Raw genomic sequence first — 13282 nt, 5'->3', positions numbered from 1 at the left:
ACCCGAAGACCCGCCCTAAGCTGCCGGCATGACCCGCACGTTCCGGATTCCCGTCGCAGGCGCCGTCCTTGCCGGCGAACGCCGGGACGGCCATGGCACGCCTCTGGTGCTCGCCCACGGCTTCGGCGGCAGCCGAAAGGACTGGCAGGCCGTGCTCGCCGCGCTGCCCGGCGAGCGCTCCCTGGTCGCCTACGACTTGCGCGGCTTCGGCGAATCCGCCGCCGAGGCGAGCGTCGCCTATTCGCACGCCGACGATCTGCTCGCTCTCCTCGATGCGTTGGGGATCGCGCAGGCCGACCTGTGCGGGATGTCGCTGGGCGGCGCCAGCGTGCTCAACTTCGCGCTCGATCATCCGGAGCGGGTCCGCCGCCTCGTGCTGGTCAGCCCGCTGATGGTCGGCTGGTCGTGGTCCGCCGACTGGATCGCGCGCTGGAAGGAGATCGGCCGCGCCGCGCGGGAGGGCGACATGGACCACGCGCGCGCGCTCTGGTGGGACCACCCGCTGTTCGACGCAGTCCGCGCCGGACCCGGAGCGCCGGCGCTGCGCACATCCATCGCCGCCTTCCACGGCGGCCAGTGGGTGCGCGACGAGCAGCGCCCGGCCTTTCCCGACATCGACCGGCTGGGGAGCCTCCAGGCGCCCACGCTGCTCCTCACCGGCGCCCGCGACGTCGAGGATTTCCGCCTGATCGCCCAAGTGCTGGAGGCGATGGTGCCGGACCTGACCCGCATCGACCATGCCGACGCGGGCCACATGCTCAACTTCGAGACGCCGGCGACGATCGCCGGGCAGATCGACGCCTTCCTTCAGAAGCGGTAGCTCAGCTCCAGTCCGTAGGTGCGCGGCTCTCCCACCGCAGCAGCGTTGTGTCCCAGCGCCGCGGCGAGGGTCATGCCGCCCACGAAGTACGCCTCGTCGGTCAGGTTCTTGGCGAAGAGGGCGGCGGAGAAGCCGGAGCCGGCGATCTCGCTCCAGTCGAGCCGGGCGTGAAGCAGCGCGTAGCCCGGCAGCCGGGTCCCGGGCGCGATCGAGGCCGAGGCATTGGAGAAGTACTGCGCCGTCTGCCCGTAGACCTCGCCCCGCAGCGACAGGTCGCCCATGTCCTCTCCCACCGGCAGCGAGACCTGCGCGTAGGCGGTGCCGGAGAACTTGGGCGTGTCGCCCACCGGACCGTAGGCGTAGGGATTGCCGAACAGCGAGATCGCGCCGTCGGTGAACTTGGCCTTGGTGTAGGCGGCGGAGCCGCCCAGCTCCAGCCAGTCCACCGGCCGCACGTTGCCCTGCGCCTCGAAGCCCCAGATGCGGCTGGACGGCACGTTCGCGGTGACCGCGATCGAGGCCAGCCCCCCCGGTCCGTCGGGATCGGGGAACTCGACGCGCTGCACGTCCTGGATCCACTGCACGAAGACCGCGGTGGCGAAGCTGGCGGGTCGGCCGAAGGCGAGGCCTGAAAACTTCACTCCGCCCTCGATATCCTGCGTGTGCTCGGAATCGAACAGGTTGCCGCCATCGGTCGCGGTGGCGTTGACCGGCGGGGCGGCGCCGTTGAACCCGCCCGAACGGAAGCTGCCGCGGGTCTTGAGGTAGGCGAACCAGGCGTCGGTCACCTTGTACTCCAACCCCACGTCCCACGAGGGATCGGAGAAGGTCTTCTTCTGGTCCGGGGCGCCGTAGGTATAGGTCGCCTCGGGGCGCTGTGCGATGGAGACCCGCTCCCAGGTGTAGCGCAGGCCCCCTGTCAGCTTGAGGTCGGGCGCCAGCTCATAGGAGAGCTGCCCATAGAGCGCGTCGGTCTTGTTGCGCAGGCGGAAGGCGTTGGTGACGGAGTTGGGCTGCATCACCGGGCGGACGTCGAAGTAGGTCTGCGGCCAGATCGTGTCGCTGCGCTGGCGCTGCATGTAGTAGCCGAAGATGTAGTCGAGCCGCCCGTCCATGGCTTCGCCCACCAGTTGCAGCTCCTCGGAGAAGGATTTCACCCGCAGCTGGTTGCCGTACTCGCCGGCGGGCTCGTTAGCGGTCAGGATGGTGACGAAGGGTGCGCCGAGCTGCGGCTGCTCCGAGCGGGTGCGCGAATGGGAATAGCCGAAGATGTTGCGGACCGTCGCGTCGCCGCCGAGCTCGAACTCGGTGGTGTTGGTGACGAACCAGTCGCGCCCGCGATGGCTGGCGCCGCCAGGGTGGCGCGTGCGGTAGGGCCCGATCCGGCGCTGCTCGTCGACATAGGCGATGAGGCCGGGGGCATAGGCCTCCGGATGCGCGGCGAGGTAGGCGGCCCAGGCGCCGGGGCCGGCGACGCTGTCCAGCCCCGGCCCGAACAGCAGGCCGGCGCCGCAGGTCAGCGCGAAGCCGTTGTTGGTGTCGCCGCAGCCATAGACGCTGTAGGTGTACGAGGCGCCGGTGTTGGTGCCGCCGGACTTGGTATACTGCACCATGGTGGTGTTGCTGATCGCCTCCGTCGGCCGGACCGTCAGCGTGAGGCGGCCGCCGTCGCGGCGGATGTCGCCCAGGCGCTCGCCGTTGAGCAGGTTGCGGATGTAGCCGTCCCGCCGCACGAGGTCGAAGGCGCCGCGCAGCAGCACCTTGTCCTCGACCAGCGGCACGTTGAGCATGCCTTCGACTTCGCGCAGGTCGTAGTTGCCGATGCGCCCGCGAACGAGGCCCTCCAGCGTGTCGGTGGGCTTGGCCGAATTGTAGAGCACGGCGCCGCCGGTGGCATTGCGTCCGAACAGCGTGCCCTGCGGCCCCTTGAGCACCTGCACGTTCTCGAGGTCGTAGAACGAGGAGGCACCGTTGATCGTCAGCGGCACTTCGTTGAGGTAGGCGATCACCGCCGAGGGCGAGCCGGAGAACGTGTCGGCGGTCTGCCCCCGGATCGAGTAGGTCAGCGAATTGTTGCCCTGCGTCTGCCGGATCGTCAGCCCCGGCGCGACGGCCTGGAGGTCTGAATCCGTCCGCACGCCGCGCTGGACGAGGTCGTCCGCCGCCAGCGCGGTGATCGCGGCCGGCACGGTGGACAGCGTCTCGTCGCGTCGCCGCGCGGTGACGACGATGTCGCCCTCGTTGATCTGCGTCGCGCCGGTGGCCGCGGACTGCGCCCAGGCGCTGCCGGCGGGCGAAAGCATGGTGCTCGCCGCCAGCGCGGCGAGGTAGATCGTCCTCATCGTTCCTCTCCCCGGAGCCCTTGCGACTCCTGTCTTTCAGTCCTCCTCCCGCCCGGGCAGGAGCGGCTTCGTTCAGGCCTCGGCGCTCTCCACCGCCATCGCCGAGGCGCGGGCGTCCAGGATGTCCTGCAGGTGATTGACGGGATCGCCGACCGTCACCCCGCCCTCGACGGGAAGCACCGCGCCGGTCATGTGGCGCGAGCGGTCGCTGGCGAGGAAGAGGGCCACCTGCGCCACGTCGTCCGGCTCGCCGCGGCGCTTGATCAGCTGGTTGGACAGATAGACGGCGTTGACGCCCGCCTCGATCCGCGCCGCGAGCGCGGCATCCGCGCCGGCCTGCCCAAAGGAGGACAGCTCGGTGCGCACGTGGCCTGGGACTATGCAGTTCACCCGGATGCCATGCTGCGCAAGGTCGATGGCCGAGGACTTGCTGAACTGGATCAGCGCCGCCTTGGAGGCGCGATAGGTCATCATCCCCAGCCCCGCGAGCGTGCCCGCGATCGAGGCGTTGTTGAGGATCACGCCGCCCCGTCCCTGCGCCTTCATCGCGCGCGCGGCATTGCGGGTGGCGAGCATCGGGCCCAGGACGTTGACCCGCATGACCCGGTCGAAGTCGTCCAGCCGGTCGTCGAGGAAGCTCGGGTACGGCTGGGTGGAGATCCCCGCGTTGTTGAACAGGATGTCGATCCCGCCGAAGCGCTCCACCGCGGTGTCGATCATCGCCTGCGCCGCGCCCGGCTCGCTGACGTCGGTGCGCAGGTAGGAGGCCGCAGCGCCGAGCCGCTCCGCCAGCGCCTTGCCGGCGTCGTCGGCGACGTCGGCAATGACGACCTTCGCGCCCTGCGCGACGAACAGCTCCACCGTCGCCCTGCCGATGCCGCCGGCGCCGCCGGTGACCACCGCGACCTTTCCGGCCAGTTCCTTGTCCACGTTCCTCTCCCCTTCCCTGTCAGGGCCTCGGCCCGCGACGGGCCGACAGCCATCCGGAGCCGACGGCCCCGGCGCGTTCAGCCCTCGCGCTTCTCGAAGGTGATCGGCAGCGATTCGATCGTGCGGGTGGCGACGGTCGGCACGTAGCGGATCTCCTCCGGCCGGATCGCCAGCCGGATGTTCTTCATCTGCCGTGCGATCTCGCGCGCCGCGACCTTCACTTCCATGCGCGCCAGGGCGAGGCCGATGCAGCGGTGCGGGCCGCCCCCGAAGGCCACGTGCCGGCCCAGGTTCGGCCGGGTGATGTCGAACTTGCGCGGTTCGGGGAACACCGTCTCGTCGTCGTTGCCCGATCCATAGACCAGCAGCATGTGCGCATGCGCCGGGATCGTGGTGCCGTTCACCGTCACTTCGCGCGTGGTCATGCGCGAGAGCGCCCGCACCGGCGGTTCGTTGCGCAAGTGCTCCTCGATGAAGCGGTTGAGCTGGCGCTCGTCGTCCACCACGCTTTCCAGCAGCTCGGCCATGCCGGGCTTGGTGGTGAGGACGTAGAACAGGTTGCCGATCGCGGTCGCTGTGGTGTCGTTGCCGGCGATCAGCGTGGCGCGCACCAGCGACACGGCCTCGGCGAACGTCAGCTTCTCGCGCGAGCCGTCTTCGTTGGTGACTTCGGCGTGGACGAGGTCGGACAGCATGTCCTCGCTCGGCGTCGCCTCGCGCTCCTTCATCTTGGCGATGAGGTACTGCTGCAGTTCGGCGATCTGCGCGGCATTGGCGAGCATCGTCTCACGGCTCTGCATCGCGCCGATCTGCGCGGTGACCGCGACCGACCAGCGCGAGATCTGCTCCTCCATCCCGTGGTCCAGCCCGAGCTGCTCGACGATCACGCGGATGGTGAGCGGGATGGCGATGTCCTTGACCGCGTCGCAGCGGTCACCGCCGCGGGCGATGGCTTCCGCGATGACGCCGCGCACGACCTCGGTGATGCGGGGCTCGAGTTCCTTGACCCGGTGGGCGGTGAAGGCCTGTTCCATCAGCTTGCGGATGCGCGTGTGGTAGGGCGGGTCCGACATGATCGCGTCGGGGAAGTAGCCGCCGCCGTGCTCGCGCAGGTAATTCTCGAACTCCTCGCGCATGCCGCGCGCCTGCTGCTCGGAGTAGCCGTGCTGGACGGAGAAGGTCACCGGGTCCGACTGGACAGCGGAGATGTCCTCGTGGCGCGTCACCAGCCAGGAACCGAGCCGCGCGTCGTAGTGGATCGGGTCGCCGTGACGCATCGCGGTATAGTAGGCGTTCGGCTGCGCCTGGACCGCGGTGTCGGCGAGCGAGCCTTCCGCCAGCAGCGTCTCCTGCTCGGGCGTCAGCGCCTGCCGCTCGGAAGTGCGGTCCTGCGAAATCTGCGTTGCCATCGTATCCAGTCACCCTGCTCGGCGTCCGCTCGACGGCGGCCGCTCATGAATCCGTGCGCCGCTTATGGACGGCCCCGGGCGGAGCGGCCATGCTTGCCCTCGAAGCGATGCTTGCCCCAGTGTGCACTGGGGCCTGCCCCCGTAGCGGCGATCAGTAGGACGAGGCCGGCGCGACGGTGACCTCGAGACCGTCGAGCTCGGGCGTCATGCGGATCTGGCAGCCGAGGCGCGAATTGTCCTTCATGACGTCGGCCACCATGTCGAGCATGGCGAACTCGATGTCGTCCGGGCCGCCGACCTTGTCCCACCAGGCATCCTCGACGTAGACGTGGCAGGTGGCGCAGGCGCAGCCCCCGCCGCAGTCCCCCATGATCCCGGCGACGCCGCGCTGCTTGGCCAGTTCCATGAGGCTGATGCCGTCCTCCACGTCCTCGAACGTGCGGGTCTCGCCCTCGACGTCGGTCATGGTGACTTTCAGGTTGCCCATCGCCTGCGATTTCCTCTCGATCCAGTTCATTCTTGCGAATGGCGCTTCGCCATTTCCGCCGCTGCTGCCTCTTCATGCCCCGCTCCCGCGCGCTTTGCAAAGCACCAGCGCTGCGGCGGCACTTGACTGCCCCGGAAGCCGGCGCCGGCGCCCGCCGTCAGGGGACACCGGTTCTGCAGGGCCAGTCATTTGCCGCCGGGCGCCGCCCGCCTAGTCTCGGCAGCACACGAGATGAAGGGCAGCGACCGGGACCGCAGGCAAGGCGCGCCTCCCGGACGCCCTGAGGAGAGGAAACGTGGGCCGCACAGTGATCCGCAATGCAAGGCTGTTCCCCGCCACCGGCGCGGAGGCCGCCATCGGCGACCTTGTGGTGGAAGGCGAGAGGATCGTCTCGGCCGGCGGCGCCCCTGCGCAGATCCGCGGGGACGATACCGTGATCGAGGCGGCCGGGCTGTTCTGCATGCCGGGCATGACGGAAGGCCACGCGCACCTCTCTTTCGAGAACGTCTGCGCGACCGAGGACCTCATCACCCCCAGCCCCGAAACGCAGGTGTTCGCCGCCGCGCGGGGCGCCAGGGCGCTGATCGAGGCCGGCTTCACCAGCGCCTACGGGGCTTCGGAGGCCAAGCTCAAGCTGGCGGTCGCGGTGCGCGACGAGGTGAACGCCGGGCGGCTGCCGGGCCCGCGGATCCGCGCCGGCGGCCTGGAGATCTCCGTCACCGGCGCGATGGGGGACGAGAGCAAGGCGCACAATCCGCGGGTCGGGCCCTCCACCATCGTCGACGGTGTCGAGGAGATGCGCCGGGCGGTGCGCCTGCATTGCCGCGAAGGCGTGGACAACATCAAGCTCGACGTCTCGGGAGACCCCTTCTACCCCAGCACGCCCGCGCATACGACGCCGATGACCTTCGAGGAGATCCGCGTCGCGGCCGAGACAGCGCATGCCTACGGCCGCAAGATCAACGCTCACACCCGCTCGATCGAAGGCTCCAAGCACTGCGTGCGGGCCGGCGTCGACGGGCTGTTCCACACCGAGTACGCCGACGCGGAACTGCTCGACATGATGGAAGAGGCGAAGGATCGCATCTTCGTCGTGCCCACCGTCGGGCTCTTTGCGCAGATCATGGCGGGCGAGGCATCGGCGCATGGGCTCACCCCCGAAGTGGGCGGCTACATGAACATTCCCGAGCTGCTCGAGAACTCGATCAGGACCCATACCGAGCTGCGCAAGCGCGGCATCCGCCACCTCATCGGCGGCGACTACGGCTTCGGGTGGAGCCAGCAGGGCACGCAAGGACGCGACCTCGCGTTCTTCGTCGACCATTACGGATACAGCCCGGCGGAGGCCCTCGCCTGCGCCACGCGCAACGGCGGGATGGCGATGGGCTACGACGACCTCGGCACGCTGGAAGCGGGCAAGCTGGCCGACCTGATCCTGGTCGACGGCGACCCGCTCGCGGACATGTCCGTGCTCGCCGGACCCCAGAAGGTCGTCTTCGTGATGAAGGGCGGCGCGGTCCAGAAGTCCACGCTGGTGGCGCAGGCCGGCGCCGGCACGCCGGTGCTGCAGGCGGCAGAATGAATTCGATCAGGAGTTGCAGGGAATGAACGTCGAAACCGGCATGTTGCAGCCCGGCGAGGCCCGGTGCCCGGCCGAGACCACGCAGGAGATCATCGCCCGCGACAAAGTCGCCGCGCCCGGCTGGGCGGCGAGCGAAAGCTACGCCTATCTCGGAAGCGAGGACGTGTCCAAGGACCGCTACGTCGATCCTGCCTTCGCCGAGGCCGAGTTCACCCGCATGTGGACGCGCACGTGGCAGATGGCCTGCCGCGAGGACCACATTCCGGAGGCTGGCGACTACTACGTCTACGACATCGGCCCCTATTCCTTCATCGTCACCCGCGACGACGAAGGCGCGATCCACGCGCACTTCAACGCGTGCCTGCACCGCGGCACCAAGCTCAAGCCCTCGGCCACCGCCGGCTTCGCGGCGAACCTCAAATGTCCCTTCCACGGCTGGACCTGGAACCTCGACGGCTCCTTGAAGGAGATCCCCGAGAAGTGGGACTTCGCGCATACGGCGGGCAAGAAGATGTGCCTGCCCGAAGCGCGGGTGGAGCTGCTCGGCGGCTTCGTGTGGCTGAACATGGACCCCGAGGCGCCCGGCCTGGCGGACTACCTCGGCCCCGAGATCATGGCGCACATGGAGGCCTGGAAGCTGGAGGACCGGTACATCTACCTCCACGTCCAGAAGAGCTATCCGGCCAACTGGAAGCTGACCATGGAAGCGTTCATGGAGGCCTACCACGTCGGCGACACGCACCCCCAGGTCGCGCCGGCGAATGGCGACGTGAACTCGCAGTACGACGTCTACGGCGAGCACGTGAACCGCTTCATCTCGACGCTGGGCGTCGTCAGCCCCAAGCTGCGCGACAGGTATTCCGAAAAGGACATCATCGACAACTTCACGCTGGGCGACAGCTCCTCGCTGGGCGGCTCCCGGCCCGAGCTGAAGGAGGGCGAGCGGGCCCGGCAGGTCATGGCCGACATGTTCCGCGCCATGTTCGAGAACGCGACCAAGGCCGATCTCTCGGGCATCTCCGACACCGAGCTGCTCGACACTTACAGCTACACCTTCTTCCCCAACCTGTTCCTCTTCCCCGGCATCTCGCTGCCGATGATCTACCGCTTCCGTCCGGATGCGAAGGACCATCGCCGGACGATCTACGAAGTCATGTTCATGCGCCCCAAGCCGCGCGACGGCAGCTACGTGGAGACGGCCGAGGTGCAGGTGCTGGAGGACCACCAGTCCTTCGCCGAGGCGGAAGGCATGGACCCGGGCTTCGGCGTGATCCTCGATCAGGATACCGACAACCTCTACGCCCAGCAGGAAGGTCTGGAAGCCTCGGCCAAGCCGGGCCTCACCCTGGGCGACTACCAGGAAATCCGCATCCGGCACTTCGAGCTGGCGATCGACAAGTACGTCGCCATGCCGCCCAAGCTGCCCGACTGGCAGGCGCTGCAGAACCGGTGAGGCGGCCGAACCTGCCTGCCACCCGCCGCCCCGGCGGGATCGCCTGCTCACTCGCGCCGGCCCGCTAGGGAATGTCGATGCAGATCTCCCTCAAGGGCCGCACCACGCTCGTGGCCGGGGCGTCCTCCGGGATCGGCGCCGGCTTCGCGCGCGCGATCGCGGCGGCGGGCGGGCAGGTCGTGCTCGGTGCCCGTCGGCGCGACCGCACCCAGGCGCTGGCCGAGGAGATCGGCGGGCGGGCGCTGGCGGTCGCGCTGGACGTGACCGACGAGGGCTCCGTCATGGCGGCCTTCGATGCCGCCGAGGCGCACTTCGGGACGGTACACGGGATCGTCGCCAATGCGGGCATCGGCACCGGCGGGCGGTCGACCGACGTGGCGGCACAAGGGCTGGCCCTCGTGCTCGATACCAACCTGCTCGGCAGCTACCTCGTCGCCCGCGAAGGCGCGCGGCGGCTGATGGCGGCGGGCAGCCGCGAGAGGGGTGACGGGCGGGTCGTTCTGATCGGCTCGATCACGGCGCACCAGAACGGCACCGGAGACGCGATGTACGCCGCCACCAAGGCCGGCCTCGCGCACCTGGGCCGGCAGCTCGCGCGCGAGTGGATCCGGCAGGGCATCAACGTGAACACCCTGCAGCCGGGCTGGATCCCCTCCGAGATCAACGCGGCGTGGTTCGCCAGCGAACGGGGCCGTGCCGACATCGCCGGGCTGCACCGCCGCCGGCTGCTCGATGCCGACGCGCTCGATCCGATGCTGCTCTACCTCCTCTCCGACGCCTCGGCCCAGGTGACCGGCGCGACCTTCACCATCGACGACGGGCAATCGCTATGAACCAGACCCCGGGCGCCCTCGCCGGCCTCCTCATCGTCGAGACCGCCGAGCGAGTCAGCGGCGAATACACCGGCAAGCTCCTCGCCGATCTCGGCGCGCAGGTCGTCAAGGTGGAGCGGCCCGGCGGCGCCCCGACGCGCGGCATGGGCCCGTTCCGCGAGGGCGAGAGCGCGCTGTTCGCGTACCTCAATGCCAACAAGCAGTCGGTGGTGCTCGATCTCGACCAGCCGGAAGACCGCGCCCTGCTGGACCGGCTGCTGGAGCGCGCCCACGCCCTGGTGGACGATCACGCGGAGGCGTGGCTCGAACGCAGGGACCTGGCGCCCGATGCCGTGGCCCGGCGCCACCCGGCTCTGGTCCACACCCTCGTCACCCCGTTCGGCCAGGGCGCTCCGGCGACGCTCCAGACGCTGCACCCGATCAACGTCGTCAATGCCGGCGGCTGGGCCTACCACAGCCCCAGCGAGACCCCGCGCGACAAGCCGCCGCTCAAGGGCGCAGGGCGGTTCCTGCCGGACTACGAGGCGGGGATCGACGCGGCGATGTGCACCATGGCCTCGCTGCTGCGCCTGCGCCGCACCGGCCGAGGGCAGTTCGTCGACGTCTCCGAGGTGGAGGTGCAGCTCAACCGCATAGACTGCGTGCTCGACCGCATGCTCGCCGGCGAGGCCGAGCCGAGCCAGGAGCGCACCGCCTACGACATGGGCGGCCCCGGCACCGCGTTCGCCTGCGCCGACGGCCACGTCTTCCTGTTCATGACCACCCGCCAGCACTGGAAGGCGCTTTGTGCCTTGATGGGCGATCCCGCATGGGCCGGCGCCTTTCGCGAGGATTGGCTGGAGTTCGACTGCACGCCGGCCAACGTCGCGCAGTTCCGCGACCGGTTCGGGCCGTGGATCGCGCTCCAGCAGAAACTGCCGATCACCGAGGCGGCGCAGAAGGCGGGCGTGGCCATGGTCCCGGTCAACACGGCGGCCGACCTGCCCCGCCACGAGCAGTTCATCCACCGCGGCTTCTTCCAGCAGGCCGAGCATCCGGTCTTCGGCACCGTCGCCTACCCGGGCGCCTGCTACCGCATGAGCGCCACCCCCGTGCGCGTGCGGACGCCGGCGCCCGCGCTCGGCGCCGACCAGCAGGAGGTGAAGCGCATGACGAAGGAGGTTCCCCATGCCCCCGCGTGATCGTGGCGGCCCTCTCGCGGGCGTGCGCGTGGTCGAGCTCACCAAGGTCTGGGCCGGCCCCTACGCCGGCAAGATGCTCGCCCATCTCGGCGCCGAGGTCATCAAGATCGAGAGCCGTTCGAACCTTGACGAGATGCGCGCCTATGGCGGCGTCGACATCGACGCGGCGCCCTACTTCCTGTCCATCAACCAGGAGATCCTCTCGGTCCAGGTCAACATGAAGACCGCCGAGGGGCTCGACCTCGTCAAGCGCCTGGTCGCCACCGCCGACATCCTGATCGACAACATCCGCCCCGGGGCGATGGAACGCTCCGGCCTCGACTACGAGAGCCTGAAGGCGGTCAAGCCCGACCTCATTCAGTGTGCGATCAAGATGTGGGGCAGCGACGGACCGCTCGGCTACCAGACCGGCTATGCCCCCTGCTTCGCCGCGCTCTCCGGCCTCACCGCGCTGGTGGGGCACGAAGGCGAGACGCCCAAGGGCATGAACATCCGCTACGGCGATTCGAGCGCGGGCGCCTGCGCCGCGCTGGCCTGCATCGCCGCGCTTCATCACCGCGAGAGCACCGGCGAGGGCCAGTTCATCGACCTCTCCGCGGTCGAGACGATGACCAGCCTGGTGGGCGACAGCCTGTTCGCCTCCACCGTCACCGGGAAGGTGCCCGAGAGCGACGGCAACTTCCACCCGGAGATCTGCCCGCACGGCGCCTACCCTTGCGCCGGCGATGCCTGGACAAGTATCGCAGCGGCGAACGAGCCGGAATGGCAGGCGCTCTGCCGCGTGCTGGGCGCCCCTGCCCTCGCGGCCGACGCGCGCTTCGCCACGCTGGACGAGAGGCTTCGCAACCGCCACGCGCTCGATACCGAACTCGCCACGCTGACCCGCTCCCGCGACGCTGGCGAACTGGCCGAAACTCTGCGCCAGGCGGGGGTTCCCGCGTTCCGGTCGATGAGCTCGATGGACCTGTGCGCAGACGGCTTCCTGTGGGGCCGGGAGGCCTTCCGCATGGTCTCCGATCATCGCAACGGCACCCGCCCGATCATCGGCCCATCCTGGCGCATGAGCCCCGATCCGCCCCTCGTCGAACGCGGCGCCCCCCTGCTTGGCGAGCACAACGCCTATGTCTATCGCGACCTGCTGGGCTTGCGCGAAGAGGAAATGAACGATCTGATCGCGCGCAAGGTGATCGACTAGCGAAAAGGCGCGGTCGATCCTGCACGACGGGAGGACGCCATGAAACTGGGCTTCGCGATGCCGCACCTGCTGCGGCTCAAGGCGACGACGCAGCCCTGGGAGGCCGACGTCACCGGGGCCGACCAGACCCGCCTCGCCCAGTGGGCCGAGCAGCTCGGCTACGAGATGATCGCGGTGCCCGAGCATCACGTCATCCCGCGCAGCCACGTCGACCTGTCCGGCCCGTTCTACTTCAACGCCTATGCCGCCATGGCCTATATCGCGGGCGCCACCGAACGCCTGCGCGTGAACTCGTGCATCGCCATCCTGCCGGCGCAGCATCCCATCGTCACCGCCAAGGCGCTCTCGACGATGGACTGGCTGTCGAGCGGGCGGGTGACGATCACCTTCGCGGTCGGCTGGCTGGAGGAGGAGTTCGCGCTGCTCGGCGTCCCGTTCCACGAGCGCGGCGCCATGGCGGAGGAGTACATCCAGGCGATCCTGGCGCTCTGGACGCAGGAGGAACCCGAGTTCGAGGGCCGCTACGTGCGCTTCCGCGAGGTCGCCTTCGAGCCCAAGCCGGTGCAGAAGCCGCACATCCCGGTCTGGTTTGGCGGCGATGCGGACGCGGTGCTGCGGCGCGTGGCCCGTTATGCGCAAGGCTGGTGGCCGTTCCTGACGAAGCCGGAGGACATCCCCGCGCGGATCGACTTCATCCGCTCGCAACCCGACTACAACGGCCAGCTGGCGGACATCTACTACGGCATGTCCACCAGCCGCGTCGGCGAGGGTCATGCCGTGATCGACGATCCCACCGCGCGTCCCGGCCAGAGCCGGCAGGAGATCCTCGACCGGCTGGGCTGGTTCCGGACGCTGGGCGTCACCTGGAGCTCCATTCCGATCCCGCCCCTGCCCAGCATCGAGGCGTACTACGACTACACGCAGTGGATCGCCGAGGAGATCATGCCGGCGGTAAAGTGAGCCACCGCGGCTCGAACGTCGCCGCGATGAGTGGCTGAGGACGTATTGACGCCGGCCCGCCAAGGTCGGACTGATCGCCCACAAACCGGG

General features: G+C 69.3%; 11 protein-coding genes. 7 read left to right on the top strand and 4 right to left on the bottom strand.

The window, feature by feature from the left end:
• The first annotated feature begins 28 nt into the window (after nt 1-28).
• Entirely contained in the window at nt 29-820 is a 792-nt protein-coding gene (locus ACFFJC_RS05560; protein WP_379486508.1) for an alpha/beta fold hydrolase, read from the top strand.
• On the opposite strand, the gene ACFFJC_RS05555 is transcribed toward ACFFJC_RS05560, so the two are convergent.
• The 4 genes from ACFFJC_RS05555 to ACFFJC_RS05540 all read right to left on the bottom strand — a co-directional run bounded on the left by ACFFJC_RS05555 (nt 808) and on the right by ACFFJC_RS05540 (nt 5988).
• Complete coding sequence (locus ACFFJC_RS05555; protein WP_379486507.1) at nt 808-3162, bottom strand: TonB-dependent receptor; 2355 nt, start codon at nt 3160-3162, stop codon at nt 808-810. The two genes, ACFFJC_RS05560 and ACFFJC_RS05555, sit on opposite strands and share 13 nt — an antisense overlap.
• A gap of 72 nt (nt 3163-3234) precedes the next feature.
• Nucleotides 3235-4092 (bottom strand): SDR family NAD(P)-dependent oxidoreductase, encoded by an 858-nt coding sequence (locus ACFFJC_RS05550; protein ID WP_379486506.1) that lies wholly within the window; start codon nt 4090-4092, stop codon nt 3235-3237.
• 77 nt (nt 4093-4169) lie between these two features.
• On the bottom strand, nt 4170-5501 hold the full coding sequence (locus ACFFJC_RS05545; protein ID WP_379486505.1) for a cytochrome P450: 1332 nt from the start codon (nt 5499-5501) through the stop codon (nt 4170-4172).
• Nucleotides 5502-5652: 151 nt separating this feature from the next.
• Nucleotides 5653-5988, bottom strand: a complete 336-nt coding sequence (locus ACFFJC_RS05540; RefSeq protein ID WP_379486504.1) for a 2Fe-2S iron-sulfur cluster-binding protein — start codon at nt 5986-5988, stop codon at nt 5653-5655.
• 295 nt (nt 5989-6283) lie between these two features.
• Here ACFFJC_RS05540 and ACFFJC_RS05535 point away from each other — a divergent pair, with 295 nt between their 5' ends.
• From ACFFJC_RS05535 to ACFFJC_RS05510, 6 genes are all read left to right on the top strand, one after another.
• Nucleotides 6284-7570, top strand: a complete 1287-nt coding sequence (locus ACFFJC_RS05535) for an amidohydrolase family protein (RefSeq protein WP_379486503.1) — start codon at nt 6284-6286, stop codon at nt 7568-7570.
• A 22-nt stretch (nt 7571-7592) separates the two neighbouring features.
• Nucleotides 7593-9023, top strand: a complete 1431-nt coding sequence (locus ACFFJC_RS05530; protein WP_379486502.1) for an aromatic ring-hydroxylating oxygenase subunit alpha — start codon at nt 7593-7595, stop codon at nt 9021-9023.
• 77 nt (nt 9024-9100) lie between these two features.
• The gene (locus tag ACFFJC_RS05525) at nt 9101-9856 is read left to right on the top strand and encodes an SDR family NAD(P)-dependent oxidoreductase (RefSeq protein ID WP_379486501.1); all 756 of its coding nucleotides are present in this window, start codon (nt 9101-9103) and stop codon (nt 9854-9856) included.
• Nucleotides 9853-11037, top strand: coding sequence for a CaiB/BaiF CoA transferase family protein (locus ACFFJC_RS05520; protein WP_379486500.1), 1185 nt, complete (start codon nt 9853-9855; stop codon nt 11035-11037). Before ACFFJC_RS05525 ends, ACFFJC_RS05520 begins: the two co-directional genes overlap by 4 nt.
• Nucleotides 11024-12232 carry a CaiB/BaiF CoA transferase family protein gene (locus ACFFJC_RS05515; protein ID WP_379486499.1) on the top strand — a complete coding sequence of 403 codons (1209 nt, stop codon included), beginning with the start codon at nt 11024-11026 and terminating at the stop codon, nt 12230-12232. Before ACFFJC_RS05520 ends, ACFFJC_RS05515 begins: the two co-directional genes overlap by 14 nt.
• A gap of 39 nt (nt 12233-12271) precedes the next feature.
• The gene (locus tag ACFFJC_RS05510) at nt 12272-13192 is read left to right on the top strand and encodes a TIGR03619 family F420-dependent LLM class oxidoreductase (RefSeq protein WP_379486498.1); all 921 of its coding nucleotides are present in this window, start codon (nt 12272-12274) and stop codon (nt 13190-13192) included.
• Nucleotides 13193-13282 lie beyond the last annotated feature (90 nt).

This window comes from Novosphingobium soli (genome assembly GCF_042432915.1).
GTDB lineage: Bacteria > Pseudomonadota > Alphaproteobacteria > Sphingomonadales > Sphingomonadaceae > Novosphingobium > Novosphingobium soli.
The sequence above is the reverse complement of the archived record's forward strand: the minus strand, read 5'-3'. Positions and strand labels throughout refer to the sequence as shown.